The organism is Streptomyces sp. NPDC053673 (assembly GCF_055585225.1).
The window spans coordinates 490,592-513,114 of the sequence record NZ_JBVJKN010000001.1 but is presented as its reverse complement, the minus strand read 5'-3'; the positions used below and the strand labels follow the sequence as shown (position 1 = coordinate 513,114).

Genomic DNA, 22,523 nt, shown 5'->3' with positions numbered 1-22,523 from the left:
GATGACGCGCGGGGGTACGGCCGCCGACAGGGGCCGGGAGCAGCGGTCCACACCGGTCGCGATCGTCGGCATGGCCGTGCTGCTGCCCGGCGCGCCGGACCTGGCCACGTACTGGCACAACCTCGTGCACGGTGTCGACGCGATCAGCGACGTACCCGACACACGCTGGGACTCCGCGTACTACGATCCCGGGCCGGTGACCGGGCCGCCCGCACCCGACCGTGTCTACTGCCGCCGCGGCGGCTTCGTGGACGCGCTGGCGGACGTGGAGGTGACGCGGTTCGGCATCATGCCCAGCTCGGTGCCGGGAACCGAACCGGACCAGTTGATCGCTCTGCATGTGGCGGCGTCCGCACTCGCCGACGCGGGCGGCGAGCACCGGCTGCCCGACCGTGAGCGGATCGGCGTGGTGCTGGGCCGGGGCGGCTATCTGACTCCCGGGCTGGTCCGGCTGGACCAGCGGGTGCGCACGGCGGGCCAGCTCGTGCACACTCTCGGAGAGCTGATGCCCGAGCTGGGTCCGGCACAACTCGCCCGGGTACGCCAGGCGTTCACGGAACGGCTCGGGCCCGATCTGCCGGAGTCGGCGATCGGTCTCGTCCCCAATCTCGCCGCCTCCCGGGTGGCCAACCGGCTCGATCTGCGCGGGCCCGCGTACACCGTGGACGCCGCGTGCGCGTCGTCGCTGGTCGCCGTGGACCAGGCCGTCGGTGAACTCGCGGCCGGCCGCTGCGACCTGATGCTGGCCGGGGGCGTGCACCACTGCCACGACATCACGCTGTGGAGCGTGTTCTCCCAGCTGCGCGCCCTCTCCCCCAGTCAGCGCAGCCGTCCCTTCCACCGGGGGGCCGACGGCATCCTGATCGGCGAGGGCACCGGTGTGGTGGTCCTGAAGCGGCTCGCCGACGCGGAACGGGACGACGACCGGGTCTACGCGGTGATCCGGGGCACGGCGGTGAGCAGCGACGGCCGCGCGGCCGGATTGGTCAGCCCTGACCCGGGCGGCCAGATCCGTGCCGTGCGGCAGGCGTGGCGGGCCGCCGGGCTGGACCCCGCCGAGCGTGGGTCGGTCGGTCTGCTGGAGGCTCACGGCACGGCCACGCCGGCCGGGGACGCCGCAGAACTCGCCACGCTGAGGGACGTGTTCGGCGCGGGCGATGGCGCCTTCCTGCGCGGCGGAGACCGGCCGGTGATCGGCTCGGTGAAGTCGATGATCGGCCATGCCATGCCCGCCGCCGGAGTGGCGGGACTGGTCAAGGCCGCGCTTGCCGTGCACCACGGGACGCTGTTGCCCACGCTGCACTGCGAGGAGCCGCATCCCGCTCTGGCGGGCACCCGGTTCCGCCCGCTCGCGACGGCGGCGCCGTGGGAGACCGGCCCCGGCCGCCCCGTACGCCGGGCCGCGGTGAACGCCTTCGGTTTCGGCGGGATCAATGCCCATGTGGTCCTCGAACAGGCGCCGGGTGCCACGGCATACGCCCCACCCGCGCCCGTGCCCACACCCACGCTCACCGGCACGACCCGTGCTCCGGCGGCCCCGGCCGCCTCGGTGACCGAGCCGGAACGGGTGCTGCTGCTCTCCGCCGACACCCCGGAGCGGCTCGCCGGCCTGCTGGACGCGGACGACTCGGCCGTACGCGCCGCAGCCGGTCCCGGCACGGAGTCGCGCCCCGTGGGCCGCAGCCGCCTCGGGCTCGTCGGCCCGACCGCCAAACGGCTCGCGCTCGCCCGCCGGGTCGTCGCGAAGGACCGTGCCTGGCGAGGACGCAACGACGTCTGGTTCGCCCCCGAGCCACTGCTCGGGGGCGCGCAGCCGGGACGTGTCGCCTTCGTCTTTCCCGGTCTCGAAGGCGACTTCGCACCTCAGGTCGACGACATCGCGGAGCACTTCGGACTGACCGGGGCGGCGTCCTTCGGTGCCGACGGACCGGCCGAGGTCGGCGACATCGCCAGACACGGGCTCGGAGTCGTCGCCGTGGGCAGGCTCCTCGACACCGCGCTGCGCCGGATGGGCGTCGTACCGGACGCGGTGGCGGGACACAGTGTCGGCGAGTGGACGGCCATGGCGGCGGCGGGGCTGTACGCGGAGCGTGCCGTCGACGAGTTCATGGCCTCCCTCGACCCGGACGCGGTGAGCGTTCCGGACCTGGCCTTCGCGGCCGTGGGTGCGTCCGCGGAACGGGTCCTGGCCGCTCTGGAGACCGCTGCCGACCGGTCGGTGACGCTCTCCCACGACAATGCGCCCAACCAGTCGATGGTGTGCGGGCCACCGGACGCGGTCGAGGCGTTCGTGCGTGCTTTCCGGGCCCAGGGTGTGCTCTGCCGGGTGCTGCCGTTCCGGTCGGGCTTCCACACGCCGATGCTGGAGCCCCACCTGGGGCCGTTCAAGGCGGCGGCCGAACGGTTCGCGTTGCATCCGCCCAACGTGCCGGTCTGGTCGGGGACCACGGCGTCGCCCTTCCCCGCCGAGGAGGCCGCGGTACGGGCGCTGTTCGTCCGCCACCTGCTGGAGCCGGTGCGCTTCCGGCAGTTGACCCGGGCGCTGTACGAAGCCGGTTTCCGCGCGTTCGTGCAGGTGGGCACCGGTCAGCTCGGCTCGTTGATCGGGGACACGCTCGCGGGCCGCGACCATCTGGTGGTCGCGGCCAACTCGCCGCACCGCGCCGGTCTGGCGCAGCTGCGGAGAGTGGCGGTGGCGTTGTGGACCGAGGGCGCGACGGTGGCGCCCGACCGGCTCGACCGTCCGACGGCGGGCACGGGCACTGGAACGGGAACGGGCGCGGGCACGGGAACACGGTCCTCTGGGAACACCGTTGTGCGGCCGCCGGTACGACTCGATCTGAGCGGTGCGCTGATCTCGCTCGGCCCGGGCGTCCTCGCCGAGTTGCGTCCCGCGGCCGCGCTCCGTTCCGGTGCTTCCCTCACGTCCCCCGTACCCGTTTCCGCTCCCGCTCCCGCTCCGGTCCCCGGACCCGCCGCCGGGGGCCGGACGGGTCCTGACGCACCGCCGGACCGTTTCCCGGTCATGGCTGAGCTGACCGCGCTGATGCGGGACACCGCCACGACGGCCGCGGAGCTGATCGCCGCGGCGGACCGGCCGGTCCTGCCCCGCCGCCGGCAGCCGAGGGTGCTCCCGCCGTCCGCGACGCCACGGAACACGGCCCCCGCACCGGCCCCCGCACCGGCGCCCGGCCCCGCTGCCGCCCCCTGGCGCTCCACTGTCCGGATCGGCCTGGACACCATGCCGTACCTGCTGGACCACTGCTTCTTCCGGCAGCGGCCGGGCTGGCCCGATGTCGCGGACCGATGGCCCGTCGTCCCGGCCACCACGATCGTCCACCACCTCATGGAGGAGGCCGAGCGGCATGCGCCCGGCATGCGGGCGGTCGCGGTGCACGACGCACGCTTCGACCGGTGGCTGACCGCCGCCGAGCCGGTGGAGGTCACGGTCACCGCGGTCCCCGACGGGCCTGGTCGCGTCGCCGTCTCGTTCGGCCCCGAGGCCCGCGCGGTCGTCGAACTCACCGACCGGTACCCGGCGCCGCCCCGCGCCCCCGCCCCTGAGGCGTTCCCGGCGGAGAGGATTCCCGGCCATACGGCGGCCCAGTTGTACGACGAGCGCTGGATGTTCCATGGAGCGGCGTACCAAGGCGTCACCTCACTGACGGGCATCGGCGACGCCCATGTCCGCGCGGTCCTCACGACACCACCCGCGCCGGGCGCACTGCTGGACAACGTCGGCCAGGTCCTCGGCTACTGGATCATGGCGATGTGCACGGAGCGGACGGTCGTCTTCCCGGTACGGATGCGGCACATGCGGTTCTTCGGTCCGCCGCCGCGGCCCGGCACACCGCTGGAGTGTCTGATCCGTATCACGTCCCTCAGCGACACCCTGCTCGAAGCCGACGCCTGGCTGACGTCCGGAGGCGGCGTATGGGCTCAACTGACGGGCTGGCAGGACCGCCGCTTCGACAACGATCCGCAGACACGGCCGGTCGAGCGCTTTCCCGAACGCAACACCCTGTCCTCCGCCCGGCCCGGCGGCTGGTCGCTGGTCCACGAGCGCTGGCCCGACCTCGCCTCACGCGACCTCATCATGCGCAACATGCTGGGCGGTGCCGAACGCGCCGCGTACGAACGGCTCGCGCCGCGCGGCCGCCGACAGTGGCTCCTGGGCCGGATCGCGGCGAAGGACGCCGTCCGCCAGTGGCTCTGGGGACGGGGCGGGGGGCCGGTCTTTCCGGCGGAACTGAGGGTGGACAACGACGAACACGGCCGCCCGTACGTCACCGGACTGCACGGCCGGGCCCTGCCGCCGCTCGCGGTGTCACTGGCCCACCGCGCCGAGGCGGCCGTGGCGATCGTACGGCCCCGGCCACCCGGCCCGGACGGCAGCGGACGACCGGGCCCCGGAATCGACATCGAGGAGATCTCGGAGCCGGCCGCCGCCACCGTGGAGAGCGCCCTCGGCCCCGGCGAACGCGGCTTGCTGGCGTCCTGCCGCGGCGCCACCGGCGAGTCGGGGGCACTGTGGTTCACCCGCTTCTGGGCGGCCAAGGAGGCCGCGGCCAAGGCCGAAGGCACCGGATTCGCCGGCCGCCCGAAGGACTTCGCCGTGGTGGAAGCGGCACGGGACCTGCTGGCGGTCGAGGTGCGTACCGCCTCGGGGACCCCGGTCCGCATCCACCGGGTGCGCTGCGAGCGAGTGGCCAATCCCCCGGGACTGCCGACGCGCGAGTACGTCGTGGCCTGGACCGTGGGGCCGGGAGACGAATCTGACGAGGAGGACGGAAAGTGACCACCACTCAGCCGGCGGGCCCGTTAAGGGCGGACCAGGACGCGATACTCGGCGATATCACCGCCATGATCGAGCTGGTGCTCGAGGACTACGGACTCGACGACACCGAGGTCGGCATGGAGACCAGCTTCAGCCGGGACCTGGAGTTCGAGAGCATCGATCTGGTCACCCTGGCCGGGCGACTCGAGGAACGGTACGGACGGACGGTCAACTTCGCCGAGTTCGTGGCCTCGATGGAGCTCGACGAGATCATCGAGCTCACGGTCGGCCGACTGGTCGAGCATGTGGCCGACTGCCTCCGGAGCGGCCCGCAACCGCGAGCCGGGTACCCGTCGGCGGGACCGGTCTGAATCATGGCGATCGTCGACACGGGCGGCATCCGGCTGCACGTCCAGCGGCTCGGTCCGCGCGACGGGCGGCCCGCGGCGGCCACCGCCGTCCTGCTGCACGGCCTGCTGACCGACAGTCTGGCCAGCTACTACTTCACCATCGCGCCTGCGTTCGCCGCGGCAGGGCTCGATGTCGTGATGTACGACCAGCGGGGACACGGCCGTAGCGAACGGCCGGCCTCCGGCTACACCCTCGACGCCTTCGTCGGCGACCTCGACGCGCTGCTCGACCGGCTGGGGATCCCTGGGCCCGTCCATCTGGTCGGCAACTCATTCGGCGGGACGGTCGCCTTCGGGTACGCCGTCCGCAGACCCGGCCGGGTGGCGAGCATCTCGGTGATCGAGTCCGAACCGGCCACCGCTGCCTGGGCGCACAAGCTGGCAGGGTTGCTGGACCGTGTCCGGCACGAGATGACGGCGAACGAGACGCACGCTCTCGACTGGGTCGCCACCCACCGCGGCCGGCACACGGCGCGGCTGGCGAAGGCGGCGGGCCGGCTCGTGCGGGAGACCGCCATCGCCCGTGACATCCCGGCCTGCGAGGTCCTGACCGATGACGCGATCCGCTCGCTGCGGTGTCCCGTGCTGGCGCTCTACGGCGGCGACTCCGACCTCGCGGAGCAGGCGCCTCGGCTCAGGGCGCTGCTGCCGCGGTGCCGGACCGTGCTTCTGCCGGGGCACGAGCACTCGGTGCTGGTGGAGGCGCCGGGCCGGGTACGCGACATCGTTCTCGACTGGATCCTGCGCAGCCGCCACGAGCCCGCCGTCCCGGCCGGACCGGTGAGAGCCGAGACATCCATGAGACCTGAGACATCCGCGAGAGCCGAGACATCCGCGAGAGCCAGGAGATCGGAGACACCCGGGAGATCGGAGAGACCGGAGAGATCCGGAAGATCCGTGGAGGTGAACACCCCGTGAGCTCCTACTTGTTCGTCGTCCCACCGCTCGTCGGGCACATCAACCCCCTGGTCGGAGTGGCCGCCGAACTGGACTCCCGGGGCCACCGGGTGGCGTGGGCCGGTGTGCCCGAGCTGGTACGCCGGCTCGCCGGGAGCGAGGCTCGGGTCTTCCCGTGCCCGGCGTCCTGGGGGGACGCGGCGGACATGGCCACCGGGGCGAACGGACCGGACATCGCCACCGGGGTGCACAGGGCCTACGGAGCGCGCGGGGCCGCCGACGCCATCGGAGCGCGCGGGGCCGACGCCATCAGGCCGCCGGACATCCGGGGTCCCGAAGCTCTGCGGTTCCTGTGGGAGCGGTTTCTGGTACCGCTCGCCGAGGCGATGGCCGAGGGCGTACGGGACGCGGTGGCCGCCTTCCGCCCCGATGTGGTGGTCGCCGACCAGCAGGCGCTGGCGGGAGGTCTCGTCGCGGAGCGGCTCGGGGTGCCGTGGGCGACGTCGGCGACCACGTCCGCCGAATTCACCGACGTGCTGGCGTCCATGCCCAAGGTCGCGGCCTGGAACGACGCTCTGCTGCGGGAGCTGCGACGCCGGGTCGGTGATCCGGGCGGCACCGCCGATCCGCGGTTCTCGCCGCATCTGGTGCTGGCGTTCACCACCGAGGAGCTGGCCGGGCGGCCTGCCCGAGGAGGTGACCGTATCCGCTGGGTCGGCCCCTCGCTCACCGCCCGCCCCTCCCCCGCCGGCTTTCCCTGGGACTGGCTCGACCCCGGGCGGGCGACGGTGCTGGTCACTCTCGGCACGGCGAACACCGACGCCGGCGGGCGTTTCCTCACCGAGTGCGCCGAGGCGCTGCGGGCGCGCGCCGCCCGGCTGCAGGCCGTCGTCGTCGACCCCGCGGGTGTCCTCGGCGTCCACGGCAGAGCCACGAGCGACATGGATCTGCTGGCCGTCCCCACCGTTCCGCAGCTCGCCCTGCTGGAGCACGCCGACGCGGTCGTCTGCCATGCCGGTCACAACACGGTGTGTGAGGCACTGTGGCACGGCGTCCCCCTGGTCGTCGCACCCATCCGCGACGACCAGCCGGTCATCGCCGCGCAGGTGGCCGACCGGGGCGCGGGCGTCCGGGTCCGCTTCGGGCGCGCCACCGCGCCCCGGATCGGCGCGGCCGTCGACGCCGTTCTGTACGCACCGGGTTACCGGGCCGCTGCCCGCGCGATCGGGGCCGGATTCCGCGCGGCGGGCGGAGCCGCCGCGGCCGCGACCCATCTGGAACGCCTGGCTCGTGAGGAGGACGACGTATGAAGCCCCGCCCGCAGCAACCGCGTCACGAGACGGTGGCCGCGCTGCGCCCCGGGTACACGGCCGAACTGGCCGACGGCCCGCAGGCGTTCTTCGAGCCGATGCGGCACACCTGCCCGTGGTGCGGCTCGGCCCGGATCGGCGGTCGTCTGCACACCCCGGACCTGCTCCAGCACAAGCCGGGAGCATTCCGGATCGACCGGTGCCACGACTGCCGGCACCTCTTCCAGAACCCCCGTCTGAGCGGCCGCGGGCTCGCCTTCTACTACCGCGACTTCTACGACGGGCTGGGCGAGCAGCAGCTCGGCGGCATGTTCAGCGGGCGCACCAAGTCCTACCGGCGCCGTGCCGAGTCCGTTGCGCCGTATCTGGACGACGCCAAGCGGTGGCTCGACGTCGGCACGGGGCACGGGCATTTCTGCGAGGTGGCGCGTACGGCCTTCCCGGATGTGGTCTTCGACGGGCTCGACCAGTCCGACGGCGCCGAACTGGCGGAGCGCGCAGGGCGGGTGGAGCGCGGCCACCGGGGCAGTTTCACCGAACTGGCGCCACGGATCACCGGGTCGTACGACGTGGTGAGCATGTTCCACTACCTGGAGCACAGCACGGATCCGGTGCGGGAACTGGAAGCGGCCCGCACGACGCTCCGCCCCGGCGGGCACCTGGTCGTCGAGGTACCGGACCCGGACAGCCACTACGCCCGGCTCCTCGGCCGCTGGTGGCTGCCCTGGCTCCAGCCGCAGCATCTGCATCTCGTCCCGGTCCGCAATCTGCGCCGTGCGCTGTCCGGGCTCGGCTTCACGGTCCTCGCCCAGCAGCACGCCCAGGCCCACGAACCGGTCGACCTGCTGGCCGCCACCTGGCTGGCCCTCGACAACGCCGCCCCCCGCGACGACCTCCCCTGGCTCCCCACCCGCCCCGCGGCTCCGCGCCGCGCCCTGCGCACATCCGTCCTCCTCGCGGGCGTACCGGCCCTCCTCCTGGCGACACTCCTGGACCACGCCCTCGCCCCGTTCGCACACCGGCTGGGGCTGTGCAACGCGTACCGGCTGGTGGCGCGACGGGACTGACCTAGGGCCTGTCGTTCGGATCTTGCCGGGCTCGCGTGCCCTGGCACGCGCATCTGCTGCGTTGTCGTCAGTCGCCAATGCTCCGCAGTGGCTCCCTCCTCCGCCTTGCATCTGCACGCGCCAGACCCCGCTCGCTGATCCGGCCTGATCCAAACGACAGGCCCTGACCCAGCGGACGGGCAAGGCGGTCGACCGATACCGGGGCAGGGTCGCGGCATACAGGCCGACGACCGGCGGCACTCCGGCCAGCTCCGCCATGCCCATCGCGGCGGGGACGGTCACGGCGGCGACCGTGAGCCCGGCGACCAGGTCCGTGCGCCGTTCGCCCGCCGGGCGCCCGCGGAGCCGGGCGAGTCCGGGGCTGACGAAGGCCAGGCGGGGCTCGATCCGTCGCAGCGTTTCGCCCAGGGCCCGGCGTGGCCGGGTCACGGTCCCCGCTTCGCACGCGGGCTCATGTCGTGGGCCCCCAGGGCGTCAGCCCCCAGCGGAGTACGTGCCGGGAGCCCGGGGCCAGCGCGGCGACGGATGTGCCGCTGCGGAAGGCGTCCGGTGGGCAGGACATGGCTTCGACGGCGACGCTGCGTCGCCGTTCGGCCTCGGGAAGCGTGTCGCCGGTGTAGACCTGCACGTACTCGGCGCCTTCGCCGAGCCACACGTCGACGCCGTGCCGTCCGGAGGGGTGAGCGAGGCGGACGACGACGCGGCCGGAGGAGTCCCGGTCGAGTCCGGCGAAGGCCGTGTCCAGAGCCTGCTCGCCGATAGGCCGCGGTCTGCGGAAGTCGTATGCCGTGCCCTCGACCGGTTCGCTGCCCACCGGCAGGCCCTGCTCGTCGGTGCGCAGCCAGTGCCGTGCTGGCACGGCGAGCACCGCTTCGTCCACGAGGGCGGTGCCCACCGTGAGATAGGGGTGTTGGCCCGCTCCGTACGGTGCCACGGTCTCTCCGAGGTTCGTCGCGGTGACGGTGACGGTCAGCCCCTCGGGCCCCAGTCGGTACTCGGCGAAGACATCCAGGTGGAAGGGGTAGCCGGGCTGGGGGAAGAGGGTGATGCCCGTCCGCACCATGTCGTCCGTGCGCTCCAGCAGCTTCCACGCGGACCAGCGGAGCAGCCCGTGGATGGCGTTGTTCTTCGCCGGCTCGTTCAGCGGAAGTTGCAGTTCCTGACCGTTCCAGGTGTAGCGGCCGCCTCCCACCCGGTTGGGCCACGGCACGAGAAGCTGGCCACGGCCGCCGGTGACCGGAGTGTCGGCGTCGAAGCCGTCCAGCACGGGCCGGCCGCCCACCTCGTAGTGCCGGAGCGCGCTTCCCAGTTCGGCGATGCCTGCGGTGTGCTCTCCGTGGCACAGCTCCCACTGCGCGCCGGTCGCGAAGGCAGCGACCTCGCTCAGCTGAGCGACGACGGCTGCGACGACGGACTCCACCGGCCGGTCCACGCCGACCACCCACACGGGTTCGTCGGGGGTGGGCTCCTCGAGGTCGCCGAACTGACTGTCCAGCAGTTCGGCGGGGAAGAAGTGCCCGTGCCGAGCGGCCAGCCGGGAGTGTAGGAGCTCCCGGGAACCCTTCAGGTACACCGTGCGCACGCGGGGCCGGCCGACGAGCAGCTCGTCCCGGTAGGCCCGTTTGAGAGCGGAACACGTCACCACCGCGGGACGGCGCGCGGCGATGTCGTCGTCCAGCCGGGCCGCGACGGCGTGGAGCCACGGCCGCCGGTCCGCGTCGGTCAGGGGTACGCCGGACGCCATCTTGGCCCGGTTCTCCGGGGAATGGAGGTCGTCCGCCTCCTGGAACGACCAGCCGACGCGGTCTGCGAGCATGCGTCCCACGGTGGACTTTCCGGATCCCGCCACGCCGATGAGGAGCACAACGAGCGGTGGCGGACCGGCACCGGTCACCGGAGCGTGCTCCATCTGCGTGTCACGTCCTTCTGCTCCTGGCTGCCCCTGGCTGCTCCTGTGACTGCTCCAGGCCGCTCCTGACCGCTCCGGACGCCGACGTGCCGGTAGGGTGCGAGCGGGCGATCGGTTACTACCAATCTCGGCCACGCAGATGCTGATCGCACCTCGAAGAGGACCGCCCCGGACGAGGACCTGTACGGGGAGGTGGACGCGCCCGGGCAAGATCCACCGAACCCTTCGTACACCCGATCCCGATCTGAGTGCCCCGGGATCCCGGCCCCCCTCCCCGGCGACAGGGGCAGGAGGACCTTCAGCACCACCCCGCGAACCAGCCCCGGGCCGGCCGCGCGACCACATTGCGATCACCACAGCCCGGAACACACGAAAGGCCGCCCTCTCACTCATGAGAGAACGGCCTCCGACCTGCGAAAGCAGAGTCGGGACGACAGGATTTGAACCTGCGACCCCTTGACCCCCAGTCAAGTGCGCTACCAAGCTGCGCCACGTCCCGATGCCCGCCTGACCTGGGGTTTCCCCCGGCCGAACGCGCACGAGAACCATACCGCACTTCGCCCGGTGGTCACGAACCGATTGCCTGTTGACCTCAAGCGCGGTTGAAGTTGCACGGTGGGTGTCATGACGAACACAGCGCTCACCGATGTGCGGGTTCCCACAATCGACCACCGGTACCAGGATCTGCACCGCCTCATGGGCCTGATGACGGGCGACGAGAAGCACGGGCCCGCCGCGACCTCGACGCTCGACGCACTGTGGGTGCTCTACGACCGGGTGCTCCAGGTGACGCCGGAGACGGCCGGCACGCCCGGCCGGGACCGGTTTCTGCTCTCGAAGGGGCACGGGCCGATGGCGTACTACGCGATCCTCGCCGCGAAGGGATTCTTCGACGAGGAGCTGCTGACCGGCTTCGGCTCGTACGACTCGCCGCTCGGGCACCACCCCGACCGGATGCTCGTGCCCGGGGCCGAGATCGGCAGCGGGTCGCTCGGCCACGGGCTGCCGCTGGCCGTCGGGACCGTGCTGGGGCTGCGGGCGCAGGGGCTCACCGATCCACGGGTATGGGTACTGATCGGGGACGCCGAGCTGGACGAGGGCAGCAATCACGAGGCCCTCGCATACGCCGGGCCCGCGGGGCTCGAGCAGCTGCACACGCTGGTGATCGACAACGCGTCCGCGTCCTACGGCTGGCCCGGCGGCATCGCCTCGCGCTTCGAGGCCGCGGGCTGGTCGGCCGAGACCGTGAACGGCCGGGACCACGAGGCGCTGTACGCGGCCTTCACCGCGCCGCACCCGGGCCGGCCGCGGGCCGTCGTGGCCCGGGTCGAGCCCAAGAACGCCTGACGAGCACGGCCAACCACCACAAAGGGGGATACTGATCATGGATACGATGCGCGACCGCTTCATCTCGACCACGACGCGCCTACTGGACGAGGACCCGCGGCTCGCCCTGGTCCTGGCCGAGATCAGCAGGGACGGCTTTCTGCAGGCCGAGCGCAGGCACCCCGACCGGGTCATCAACGTCGGGATCCGGGAGCAGCTGATGATCGGGGTCGGCGGCGGGCTGGCGCTGACCGGTCTGCGACCGATCGTGCACACCTTCGCCAGCTTCCTGGTGGAGCGGCCGTTCGAGCAGGTCAAGCTGGACTTCGGGCACCAGGGCGTGGGCGGGGTCCTGGTGAGCGCGGGGGCCTCGTACGACTGGCCCGCTGGCGGTTTCACCCATATGTCACCGGGCGATGTGGCGCTGCTCGACACGCTCGACGACTGGACCGTCCATGTGCCCGGGCATCCGGACGAGGCGGAGACGCTGCTGCGGCATGCCGCTGCCACCGGGGACGACCGGGTGTACGTCCGGCTGTCCCTGCAGTCCAACGAGCACGCGCGGACGGTCGACGGCTCCCGTTTCCTGACCGTACGGGAAGGCCGTGGCGGGACTGTGATCGCCGTCGGCCCCATGCTGGACAACGTCCTGGCAGCGACCGAGGGCCTCGACGTGACCGTGCTCTACGCGACGACCGTACGCCCCTTCGACGCGGCGACGGTGCGCCGCGCGGCCGGCGGCGGAGCGGCCGACGTGGTGATCGTCGAGCCGTATCTCGCGGGCACCTCGACGGCCGCCGCGAACGATGCCCTCGCCGATGTCCCGCACCGGGTGCTCGGCCTGGGAGTGGCCAGGCAGGAGCTGCGGCGGTACGGGCAGATCGAGGAGCATCTGAGGGCACACGGCCTGGACCCGGCGGGTCTGCGGACGCGCATCGAACGGTTCCTGGCCCCCGCCGACCAGCGCTGAGCCGACGCTCCGGCCCCGCCCTACGTCTGCTCCCGCGTCGGCGGGGCCAGCCAGGAAGCGACCGCTTCCGCGATGGGCTGACCGGTCTCCAGTTCGATGAAACCGAACTGGCCTCCCTGGTTGCACTCCAGGAACCACCAGACACCCTCCTCGTCCTCGGCGAAGTCGAAAGCGGCGTAGGCGAGTCCGGCGAGGCTCACGTAGTCCCGAACGGCCCGGGCGATGCGCTCCGGGACGTCCGCGGCCGCCCAGGGATGGCCGGAATCGCCGTAACGCCCGTCCACCTGCCCGGACTCGGACGTCTTCCGGGCGGCGAACAACCGCCCGCCGACCGCGGTCAGCCGGATGTCGGCCTGCTTGGGGATGTACTGCTGAAGAAGCGTGGGGGCGGCCGCCACTCCGGCGAAGTCGGTGTCCGGGCCGATACGGGTGGTGGGCAGAGCGACCGGAGTATCGCCGGACGGCGGGCCCGAGGCGGCCTTGACCACGATGTCCCGGTACTGCGCCGCGAACTGACGGGCCACGCGCGGGAATGTGGTGATGACCGTGGGCGGAACGGCGAAACCACTGCGGTGCGCCAGACCCAACTGCCACGGCTTGCAGCGTGCCTGCGCGGATACGCAGGGGTGGTTCATCCAGCGCACGGTAGCGGAGTACAGCATTCCGTACAGGGCCTGCTCGGTCTCGGCGGTCAGCCACTCCGAAGGCTCGGGGGCGTGCGCCGCCGGATCGCCGGGTCTGCGCACCCATATGGAACGCAGGGCCCCCATGCTCACCAGACGCCCGTCCGTCGACAGATGGCCGTAGAAGTCACCGCGGACGTACTCGGCCGACAGCGCGGCTTCACCGGGAAGGTCGGCGGGATCGAGGCGCACCAGGGGGACACCGCGGTCGTGCAACTTGGCAACCACCATGTCCGCCGTGACGTCCTCCCGGGACGTCAGGATCAGCACAGTCATCGGTACGCCGGGCCGTCAGTCGTCGAAGTGCGTCTTGGAACCGGCGGTGGACGTCGTCGTACCGGCGGCCAGGATCAGCTCGCGGTCGTCGATGGCAGGCCGCCCGTCCGGCAGCACATTCAACTGGAGAGCGGAGTCGTACGTGTAGGACACGATGACCGCTGGACTCTCGGCCGGAAGTACGTAGTTGAGTACGAACGGTCGCATGAGTCTCCTTCGTCGACTGTCGGGGCACACGTAACAGTACGTGCCGATGTTGTAGGGCACTCATTACGTTCCGTCACTTTCGGCTGAGGTGGGCGTGAATGTCATCACAACGGACCCGACCCCATCGAATAGACGGGCGAGGAATCGGGTCGGGTTCCCAAGTAGCGTCACAGAATGTGGCGTTGACCTATTCGGCATCGGCGCCGGCGGCGGCCACAACCAGCACCTTCCGGTGCATCAGAGACCGGTCGGCGCGCATCGCAACGGTCACCGTCCGGACACATGAAGGGCACGCAGGGCGCCACTCACCGGCCGGCTTCACCTCATCAGGCGGGGCACGCCCGCCTTCGCCGGGCCGGCGGTCAGGGCGCGGGACGACGCGGTGATGAACTCGTGCGGTGACACGGACAGGTCCACGGCGGCACTGACGGCGGCGTCGTGTCCGGCGGCCGCATGCTCGATTCCGAATCCGGTTCCCAGCAGCGACTGGGTCAGGCCGCCGTGCAGTGCAGCGCCTCAGCCCCTCGGCGCATCGCCCAGCTCCGGGTACGCGTCGAGCAGTTTGCGCGGGGCAGCCTGGCGCCAGGAGTCGAGCAGGATCGCGCGGAGCTCGTCATCGTCCTCCAGCGCGGCGAGCCGCACCCGAAGCCAGGCGTAGTTGTCGTCGTGACCCCGGCGTATGAAGAACTTGTCCGGCTCGGAGGCGATCAGCTCGTCACGGTCCTCCTTGGGACACTTGACCCCGATCACCTGATCGTCGTCGTCGAGCGAGGCGAAGATCTTCCCGCCCTGCCCTGCCCTGAACGTGGGCATGCCCCAGGCGAGCTTCTCCACCGCACCGGGCAACGAGAGCGCGATTCTGCGTACGTCGTCGGCGTTGGCCATGTGACGACCCTACGACGCACCACTGACAATCGCCGCTCGCGGCCAACGGGCCGTCATCAGAGCCCTCTTCCGACCCATTGACCCCCCGTGACGCCGGAACCTACGCTGTGCGACGAACCCTAGAAAGCGCTTTCTGTTCCTGACGACACCCGCAGCCGCCTCACCAGCACCGGGAGCGCCATGAGTAGTCGAAGAGCAATGTCACCCGTCACCACCGTCAAGGCAATCACGGCTCTACTGGCACTGATCCTCGGACTCGGGGTCGCCGCCACCCCCCGCGCCGAGGCGGCGGCGCCGTTCCGCGTACTGGTCTTCTCGAAGGTCACGAACTTCGCGCACGACTCGATCCCCGCCGGGATCGACGCGGTCAAGAAGCTGGGCAGCGAGAACGGTTTCGAGGTCGAGGCGACCGCGGACGCCGCGGCCTTCACCGACGCCAACCTCGCCCGGTTCCAGGCGATCGTCTTCAACAACACCAACTCGACGCCGGAGAAGGGTGATCTCCTCGACGCCGACCAGCGGGCGGCCCTGCAGAAGTACATCCGCGCGGGCGGCGGCTGGGTCGGTCTGCACTCGGCCTCCGCGAGTGAGCGCGACTGGCCGTGGTACGAGGGCCTGGTCGGCGCGATCTTCGACAAGCACCCCGCCGTACAGACCGGACGGATCAAGGTCCTCGACCGAACCCACCCCTCCACCCAGGGCCTTCCCGAGCTCTGGGAGCGTACGGAGGAGTGGTACAACTGGCGCACCAACCCGACCGGCAAGGTCCACACGCTCGCCCAGATCAAGGTGCGCGACGGGATCACCGGTCTCGACGAGGGCGTCGACCACCCGTGGTCGTGGTGCCAGAACTACGACGGCGGCCGCTCCTGGTTCACCGCCGGCGGCCACGCCTCGTCCGCCTTCCAGGAAGAGGGATTCCTGAAGCATCTGCTCGGCGGCATCGAATGGGCCGCGGGCACCAAGCCCGGTGACTGCTCCGCCACCCGCACCGGCGCCTTCCAGCGCACTCCCCTCGTGACCAGCGATCTGGCCGACCCGTTCGAGCTGGCCGTGGCACCCGACCGCCGGGTCTTCTTCATCCAGCGCACCGGCAAGCTCAAGGTCATCGACCAGCCGACGCTCAAGGTCACGACGGCGCTGGACTTCGCGTACACGCCGGACATGACGAGCCAGTCCGACGGTCTCCTCGGGCTCGCCCTCGACCCCGGCTTCGCCACCAACCACTGGCTGTATCTGCTGCATTCGGACAAGACCGAGAAGCGGATCAATCTGTCCCGGTTCACGGTCACCGGCAACACGGTCGCCCCGGCCTCCGAGAAGCGGCTCCTGACCATCCCGACCCTGCGCGGCGAAGGCCGGGCCAACTCCCATATGGCCGGTTCACTCGCCTTCGACAAGAGCGGCAATCTGTATGTCGCGACCGGCGACAACACCGATCCGTTCGCCTCCGACGGCTTCGCCCCCATCGATGAGCGCGAGGGCCGGCGGGCCTGGGACGCGCAGGGGACCTCGGGCAACACCAACGATCTGCGCGGCAAGATCCTCCGGATCACCCCGCAGGACGACGGTACCTACACCGTCCCCGACGGAAACCTCTTCGCGCCCGGCGCGGAGAAGACCCGCCCCGAGATCTACGCGATGGGCATGCGCAACCCGTTCCGGATCACGACGGATCCGCTGAGCGGTGCGCTGCTGGTCGCGGACTACGGGCCGGATGCCCGGCAGGCCAGTCCCGACCGGGGGCCCGAGGGCACCGTCGAGTACACCCGCATCACCAAGGCGGGGAATTTCGGCTGGCCGTACTGCATCGGCAACAACACTCCTTTCAACGACTTCGACTTCGCGACCAAGACACCGGGAGCGAAGTTCGACTGTGCGCGACTGGTGAATGACTCCCCCAACAACACCGGTCTGCGGGAGCTGCCGCCCGCGCAACCCGCCACGGTCTGGTACGCGTACTCCGCCTCCACGGAATTCCCCGAGCTCGGCACCGGGGGCGGCGGCCCGATGAGCGGCCCGGTGTACGACTACGACCCGGCGAATTCCTATCGCACCAAATTCCCCGAGTACTTCGAGGGAAAGTGGCTGAACTACGAGCTGACCCGGAAGTGGTTCAAGTCCTTCTCCATCCAGCAGAAGGACCAGACATTCACCGATCCGCGGTTCGCGCCCGCCAAGGCAGGCGATCTGCAGTCGATCAACACGGTCTTCGGTGACATGACGTGGAACCAGCCCTTCGACGCCGACTTCGGTCCCGACGGGGCGCTGTACGTCATCGACTTCGGCCTCGGCAGCGGCACGGGCCGCGGCGGCAGCAACGAGGGATCGGGCATCTACCGCATCGACTACGTCGCCGACGGCCGGCTGCCCGACGCCAAGGCGACGGCGACCCCGGACAACGGTCCCGGGCCGCTCACTGTGAAGTTCTCCAGCGCGGGATCCGGGCTGCCGGACGGCAAGCCGGTCACGTACGCCTGGGACTTCGACGGGAACGGTACGACGGACTCGACCGAGGCGAACCCTACGCACACCTACCGCACGAACGGCAGGTTCACGGCCCGGCTGACGGTGACAGGACCACAGGAGCTCACCGCGCTCGCCGTTCAGGACATCACCGTCGGCAACACGCGGCCGGAGGTGACCGTCCAGCAGCCGCCGAACGGTGGCATGTTCAGCTTCGGCGACACCATCCCCTTCATCGTGAGGGTGAAGGACCGGGAGGACGAAAGCACCGGCCGGATCGACTGCTCGCGGGTCGTCGTGCAGTCGCAGCTCGGCCACGACTCCCATCTGCATCCGCTGGACAACTACACCGGCTGCGCGGGCGAGATCGTGACGGACGCCGGGGACAGCCATGGACCGGGCCAGAATCTGTACTACGGCATCAGCGCGCAGTACGAGGACAGGGGCGGCCCGGGCGGCGTGCCCGCGCTGACCGGTTCGGCGTCGCTGACGCTGCGCACGTCGTTCCGGGAGGCCGAGCACTTCACGACGACGGGAGGCGCGCAGGGCGGCGCCGTGGTCGCGAGCCGGACCGACGCGTCGGGCGGCAAGCGGCTCTCCGAGATCGAGCACGGCGACTGGATCTCATTCGACCCGGTGAACCTCAGGGGCGTCGACTCGGTGACGGTGGGCGCGGCGTCGGCCGGGCTCGGCGGCAGGGTCGAGTTCCGCGCCGGTTCGCCCACCGGACCTCTGCTGGGCCAGGTGACCGTCCCGAACACGGGCGGCTGGGGCAATGTCGTCTCTCCCACCACCGCGCTGAAGGACCCGGGGCGGACGGTGAAGCTGTACGCCGTGTTCACCAACTCCGAGTGGTCGGCCGAGAAGCCTGATCTGTTCGCGGTGGACTGGCTGCACTTCAACGGGCGGGGTGTCGAGAAACGCCCGGGGACGAAGGTCGAGGTCACCGCAGCACCGGCGACGGGCACCGGGCCCCTGGCCGTCCGGCTGAGCGGGAACGTCATGCCGCTGTCCGGACGCACGATCGCCGCGTACCACTGGGACTTCGGCGACGGCGGCAAGGCGGCCCCGCCGGAGGGGCCGACCGCGGCGCACACATACGCCAGGCCCGGCGCGTACACGGCACATCTGACCGTCACGGACGACAAGGGCGACACGACCACCGGCACTGTCCGGATCACGGTGAGCTGAGAGGGGACTTCTCATGCTGCACGGCTCAAGACGCGCGTTCCTCGGTACGGCGCTGGGTCTCGCCGCGACGGCGGGGCTGGGCACGGCCACGACCGCCGGGGCCGCCCAAGCGGCCCCGGCAGACTCGGCGGACAGCTGTGGACGGCGGCGCATCCCGCCCTCCGGCCTCGGTATGCACCTGTACACCATGCGCACGTCCCTGGCGCAGGACTTCGGGGGTACGCTCGCCCGGCTCGCGGAGACCGGGTACGCGACCGTGGGCGTGAGCGGCCGGCACGGCAACACGGCCGCCGCCATCCGGCAGCTGCTCGACGAGACACGGCTGAAGGCGGTGCTGGAGCACGTCGGGTACCCGACGGTGACCGGCACCGGGCTGCCGCAGGCCCTGGACGACATCCATACGCTCGGCGCACGGTGGATCGTCGTCCCGAGTCTGCCCGGTGCGATGCACACCCCGGCCGGATTCCGGGAAGCGGCAAGGGAGTTCAACAAGGCGGGCCTCGCCGCTCGGGAGGCCGGTCTCGGGCCGCTGCTCTTCCACAACCACGGCAGCGATCATGCCGTCGTGGAGGGCGAGAATCTGTACGAGATTCTGCTGAACGAGACCGATCCCGAACTGGTCGGCTTCGAGCTGGACGTGTACTGGGCGGCGAAGGGCGGGGCGGACCCGCGGTCCCTGTTCGTACGCCACCGCCGACGCTTCCCCGCGCTCCATGTGAAGGACATGGCGCCGGACGGCGGCTTCGCCGATGTGGGGTCGGGTGTCCTGGACTTCGCCGCGATGTTCGACACGGCGGGCAGCGGGGGCGTACGGCAGTGGCTCGTCGAGCACGACTCGCCGGCCGATCCGTTCGCGACCGCCCTGAACAGCTACACGTACCTGTCCAGGTTGCGGTACTGACGCCCGTGTCTCCCCCGTCCCGGCCGCGTCGGCGGGGCCGGGACGGGGGGCCCAGCGGGCGTTCGGACGGGGGCCGGCAGAGGGCCCCAGCGGGGGTCCCGGCGGGGGTCTTGGCGGGTGAACGTCAGCGCGGAGCCAGGTCCTTCACCAGGCTCTTGTAGAACAGCGTCGTCGGACGCAGCTCTCCGGCCGGGTCGGCGGCGTAGTCGGGTTCACCCCGGTCGCCGTCCATCCGGCTGTGCGGTACAGGGTCTCGGCGGGGCTGCCGGTCTCGGTGTCCAGGACGAGAAGGGTGGCTCCGGCGGCCGCCGCCGCATGGCTCAGTCGTGCGCCGAGGCCGCCCCGAGCAGATCCCTGATGTGGCCTGTGGCCTCCCGGAACTCGGCCCGGCCCAGGGTCTCCGTGTAGTCCCGTTCGGCCGGCAGCCCGACATCGATGATCTCGGTGACGGTGCCGGGGCGCGGGCTCATGACGACCACCCGGTCGGCCAGATAGACGGCCTCCGAGATGGAGTGGGTGACCAGCAGCACGGTCGTGCCGGTCTCCCGCCAGATCCGGTTGAGCTCCATGTTCATCTGCTCGCGGGTCAGCGCGTCGAGCGCACCGAACGGCTCGTCCATCAGCAGCACCGGCGGCTCGTGGAGCAGGGCCCGGCAGAGCGCGACACGTTGCTGCATGCCGCCGGACAGCTCATGCGGATACGCGTCCTCGAAGCCGGTGAGCCCGGTCATCGTGATGAGCTGCTCGGCGCGGTCCCGGGCCCGCTCGGACGGCATCCTGCGCATCTCCGCCTGGATGAGGATGTTGCGGCGGGCGGAGCGCCATTCGAGCAGGGCGGCGCGCTGGAAGACGTAACCGATGTCGTGGCGCGGCCCCTTCACCAGCTCGCCGTTCAGCCTGACCTGGCCTGCCGACGGCTTCAGCAGCCCCGCCACCAGCTTGAGCAGGGTCGACTTTCCGCAGCCGGACGGTCCGACGATGGCGACGAACTCTCCCATGGCGACATCGAGGGAGACCTCGTGCAGTGCGGTGACATCTCGGCGCTTGGAGCGGAAGCGTACGGCGATGTCCTCCAGGGCTACCGCCGCCGCACCTGCCGCACCCCCGGAACCCCCCGTCCCTGCCGTCGTCTTCACCGGCGCGTCCCGCAGGCTCGTGTCCCTGGCCATCGTCACCCCTTCAGCGCCGAGGCGCTGTCCCAGTACTCCGACACGGCCTTCGGGCTCTTCACCAGACCGGCTTCGGCGAACACGTCGATGGTCTGCTGCCAGTCCGTCTCCGTGTTGACGCCGGGCGCCTTGCCCTGGGTGGCCGCGGTGTGCAGCAGCGTCACGGTCGTCCTGAACTGCTCGGCGAGGACCTCCCTCGGCGGCAGCTGCTCCGAGGCGCCCTCCATCGCCGCGACGGCCGGGTCCGGCGCCTTCTCGGCCGCGGCCCAGGACTCGCTGACGGCCTGGACCATGCGCTTGACGACGTCCGCCCGGCCGCTGAGGGTCTTCTGACCGGCGATCAGACCGTTGGAGTAGAAGTTGAGCCCGTTCTCGGAGAAGCGGAGGTACGAGACGTCCTTCTTGGCCTTGTTCTGCATGGTCGGGCCCTGGTCGCTGGCGTAGCCGAGCAGACCGTCAGTCTTGCCGGAGATCACCGCGGCGATCTTGCCCGCCGGGTCGGTGTTCTGGACCTTGACGTCGGTCTCACTCAGGCCGTTCTTCTTGAGGAAGATCGGAAAGGTCTTGGAGAGCGCGTCGCCCGCCGTGCCCGCGATGGTCTTGCCCTTGAGGTCGGCAGGGGATGCGATGCCGGCCGAGTCGAAGGACTGCACGGACGACGGTGTGGTCTGCAGGAAGACGCCGAGGCTCTTGACCTTGACACCCTGGTCGACTCCGGAGAGCACGGCAGGAGTGTCGGCCCAGCCGAAGTCGGTCTGGCCGGCGGCGGTCGCCTGCACCGTCTTCTGCGAGCCCTGCCCTGCGTTGATCGTCAGATCGATACCGTGCTTCTCGAAGATCTTCTGCTGTTTGCCGTAGTAGAACGGCGCGTGCTCGCCGTACGGATACCAGTTGAGCGTCAGCGTCACCTTGTCGAGCTTCTTGCCCGAGTCGCTGGTGGTGGTGTCCGAACCATCGCCTTCACCGCAGGCCGTGGCGGCCAGGAGCAGCGGTACGAGGCCGATCAGGAGTCTGCGCGCAGTCATGGCTGGCCCTCTCGGAAGTCTCACGTCTCAGGAAGTGGTGGTGACGTCTCTCAGAAGTGGGGGTGGTGTCTCTCAGAAAGTGGTGGTGACGTCGGTTCCGCGGCGGCTGGCGTGCCACGGGAGCAGCAGCTTCTCGGCGATCTCGACGAGCACGAAGAGGACGACGCCGATCAGCGACATGACGAGGAGCCCGGCGAAGAGCATCGGCGTGTCGAGGTTGCCGTTGGCCTGGAGGATCACATAGCCGAGCCCCTCGTTCGCGCCGACGAACTCGCCGACGACGGCGCCGGTCACGGCGAGGGTGACGGCGACCTTGAGGCCGGCGAAGAGATGCGGCAGCGAGGCCGGGAAGCGGATCTTGGCGAAGGTCTGCCACGGCCTTGCCCCCATGGTGGCGGAGAGTTGCAGCATCTCCGGGTCGACCGCCTTGAGGCCGGTGACCATCGAGATCACCACGGGGAAGAAGGCGATCAGCACGGCGATCAGGATCTTCGGCGCGATCCCGAAGCCGAGCCAGACGACGAACAGCGGAGCGATCGCGATCTTCGGTACGACCTGGGCGAAGAGCAGGATCGGGTAAAGCGTCTTCTCCACGGTCGCGGACCAGACCATGGCCACAGCCGCGAGCACACCGACAGCGACGGCGATCACGAAACCGAGGAGTGTCTCGTACGTGGTAACCCAGCTGTGGTGCCAGATGTAGTCGCTCTTCTCCAGCAGGACATCGAGGGTCGCGCCGGGCGAGGGGACGAGATACGCCTCCACGAGCTCGGCGGCGGAGATGAGCCACCAGGCGCCGAAGCAGGCAAGCAGCAGGGCGAACGGCCGCCAGCTCTTCTCGAGCGCGCGGGCGAACCGCCCTCCCGTCCCTGGCCTGTCCCGCTCGGCAACCCCCTTCACCTCTGCCGACTGTGCCGTCATGACGCTCTGGCTCACGGTGAACTCCTCAGGAATCCGGGGCAGTTGCGAAGAGCTTCGATGAAGAGCTGTGTTCGCGTGTGTCCGAACAAGCGCTTTCAGAAAGCGCTTTCTGCTAAGGTGTCGCCACGCTAAT

General features: G+C 70.8%; 16 protein-coding genes, 1 tRNA gene and 2 pseudogenes. 9 read left to right on the top strand and 10 right to left on the bottom strand.

Features of this window, described 5'->3' with window-relative positions; translation table 11 throughout:
• The first annotated feature begins 1 nt into the window (after position 1).
• Genes ACZ6ZQ_RS02265 through ACZ6ZQ_RS02245 form a run of 5 tightly spaced genes read left to right on the top strand, consistent with a single transcriptional unit; the run spans position 2 to position 8,461 of the window.
• A complete protein-coding gene (locus ACZ6ZQ_RS02265) occupies positions 2-4,798 on the top strand; it encodes a beta-ketoacyl synthase N-terminal-like domain-containing protein (protein ID WP_469766641.1) in 4,797 nt (1,598 codons plus the stop codon).
• Positions 4,795-5,148, top strand: a complete 354-nt coding sequence (locus ACZ6ZQ_RS02260; RefSeq protein WP_469766640.1) for an acyl carrier protein — start codon at positions 4,795-4,797, stop codon at positions 5,146-5,148. The genes ACZ6ZQ_RS02265 and ACZ6ZQ_RS02260 overlap by 4 nt, the downstream gene beginning before the upstream one ends.
• Before the next feature lie 3 nt (positions 5,149-5,151).
• Positions 5,152-6,105: an alpha/beta fold hydrolase gene (locus ACZ6ZQ_RS02255; RefSeq protein WP_469766639.1), complete on the top strand. Its 954-nt coding sequence runs from the start codon at positions 5,152-5,154 to the stop codon at positions 6,103-6,105.
• Positions 6,102-7,394, top strand: coding sequence for a glycosyltransferase (locus tag ACZ6ZQ_RS02250; RefSeq protein WP_469766638.1), 1,293 nt, complete (start codon positions 6,102-6,104; stop codon positions 7,392-7,394). The genes ACZ6ZQ_RS02255 and ACZ6ZQ_RS02250 overlap by 4 nt, the downstream gene beginning before the upstream one ends.
• Positions 7,391-8,461, top strand: coding sequence for a class I SAM-dependent methyltransferase (locus tag ACZ6ZQ_RS02245; RefSeq protein WP_469766637.1), 1,071 nt, complete (start codon positions 7,391-7,393; stop codon positions 8,459-8,461). The genes ACZ6ZQ_RS02250 and ACZ6ZQ_RS02245 overlap by 4 nt, the downstream gene beginning before the upstream one ends.
• 210 nt (positions 8,462-8,671) lie before the next feature.
• Here the strand turns inward: ACZ6ZQ_RS02245 and ACZ6ZQ_RS02240 are convergent.
• The 3 genes and pseudogenes from ACZ6ZQ_RS02240 to ACZ6ZQ_RS02230 form a co-directional block, all read right to left on the bottom strand.
• A pseudogene (locus ACZ6ZQ_RS02240) lies at positions 8,672-8,890 on the bottom strand (SulP family inorganic anion transporter); the annotation flags it as partial.
• A 22-nt stretch (positions 8,891-8,912) separates the two neighbouring features.
• Positions 8,913-10,370, bottom strand: coding sequence for a gluconokinase, GntK/IdnK-type (locus ACZ6ZQ_RS02235; protein ID WP_469766636.1), 1,458 nt, complete (start codon positions 10,368-10,370; stop codon positions 8,913-8,915).
• A 425-nt stretch (positions 10,371-10,795) separates the two neighbouring features.
• Positions 10,796-10,869 (bottom strand) — tRNA-Pro (locus ACZ6ZQ_RS02230).
• Between the two features lie 125 nt (positions 10,870-10,994).
• Between ACZ6ZQ_RS02230 and ACZ6ZQ_RS02225 the strand changes: the two genes are divergently transcribed.
• Positions 10,995-11,717: a transketolase gene (locus tag ACZ6ZQ_RS02225; protein WP_469766635.1), complete on the top strand. Its 723-nt coding sequence runs from the start codon at positions 10,995-10,997 to the stop codon at positions 11,715-11,717.
• Between the two features lie 37 nt (positions 11,718-11,754).
• Positions 11,755-12,666 carry a transketolase family protein gene (locus ACZ6ZQ_RS02220; protein WP_469766634.1) on the top strand — a complete coding sequence of 304 codons (912 nt, stop codon included), beginning with the start codon at positions 11,755-11,757 and terminating at the stop codon, positions 12,664-12,666.
• A gap of 20 nt (positions 12,667-12,686) precedes the next feature.
• Here ACZ6ZQ_RS02220 and tgmB read toward each other — a convergent pair whose 3' ends face one another.
• From tgmB to ACZ6ZQ_RS02205, 3 genes are all read right to left on the bottom strand, one after another.
• Positions 12,687-13,625, bottom strand: a complete 939-nt coding sequence (gene tgmB, locus ACZ6ZQ_RS02215) for an ATP-grasp ribosomal peptide maturase (RefSeq protein ID WP_469766633.1) — start codon at positions 13,623-13,625, stop codon at positions 12,687-12,689.
• Between the two features lie 15 nt (positions 13,626-13,640).
• Entirely contained in the window at positions 13,641-13,832 is a 192-nt protein-coding gene (gene tgmA, locus ACZ6ZQ_RS02210) for a putative ATP-grasp-modified RiPP (protein WP_469766632.1), read from the bottom strand.
• A gap of 516 nt (positions 13,833-14,348) precedes the next feature.
• The gene (locus ACZ6ZQ_RS02205) at positions 14,349-14,717 is read right to left on the bottom strand and encodes an MmcQ/YjbR family DNA-binding protein (protein WP_469766631.1); all 369 of its coding nucleotides are present in this window, start codon (positions 14,715-14,717) and stop codon (positions 14,349-14,351) included.
• Between the two features lie 180 nt (positions 14,718-14,897).
• Between ACZ6ZQ_RS02205 and ACZ6ZQ_RS02200 the strand changes: the two genes are divergently transcribed.
• Both ACZ6ZQ_RS02200 and ACZ6ZQ_RS02195 read left to right on the top strand, forming a co-directional pair.
• Positions 14,898-18,374, top strand: coding sequence for a ThuA domain-containing protein (locus ACZ6ZQ_RS02200; RefSeq protein WP_469766630.1), 3,477 nt, complete (start codon positions 14,898-14,900; stop codon positions 18,372-18,374).
• Between the two features lie 13 nt (positions 18,375-18,387).
• Positions 18,388-19,275, top strand: a complete 888-nt coding sequence (locus ACZ6ZQ_RS02195) for a sugar phosphate isomerase/epimerase family protein (RefSeq protein WP_469766629.1) — start codon at positions 18,388-18,390, stop codon at positions 19,273-19,275.
• A gap of 124 nt (positions 19,276-19,399) precedes the next feature.
• Here the strand turns inward: ACZ6ZQ_RS02195 and ACZ6ZQ_RS02190 are convergent.
• From ACZ6ZQ_RS02190 to ACZ6ZQ_RS02175, 4 genes and pseudogenes are all read right to left on the bottom strand, one after another.
• Positions 19,400-19,626, bottom strand: a pseudogene (locus ACZ6ZQ_RS02190) (GNAT family N-acetyltransferase); the annotation flags it as partial.
• Positions 19,596-20,444: an ABC transporter ATP-binding protein gene (locus tag ACZ6ZQ_RS02185; RefSeq protein ID WP_469766628.1), complete on the bottom strand. Its 849-nt coding sequence runs from the start codon at positions 20,442-20,444 to the stop codon at positions 19,596-19,598. The gene ACZ6ZQ_RS02185 and the pseudogene ACZ6ZQ_RS02190, both read right to left, overlap by 31 nt.
• 2 nt (positions 20,445-20,446) lie before the next feature.
• Positions 20,447-21,469, bottom strand: a complete 1,023-nt coding sequence (locus ACZ6ZQ_RS02180) for an ABC transporter substrate-binding protein (protein WP_469766627.1) — start codon at positions 21,467-21,469, stop codon at positions 20,447-20,449.
• Positions 21,470-21,541: 72 nt separating this feature from the next.
• Entirely contained in the window at positions 21,542-22,390 is an 849-nt protein-coding gene (locus ACZ6ZQ_RS02175) for an ABC transporter permease (RefSeq protein ID WP_469766814.1), read from the bottom strand.
• Positions 22,391-22,523: the final 133 nt, after the last annotated feature.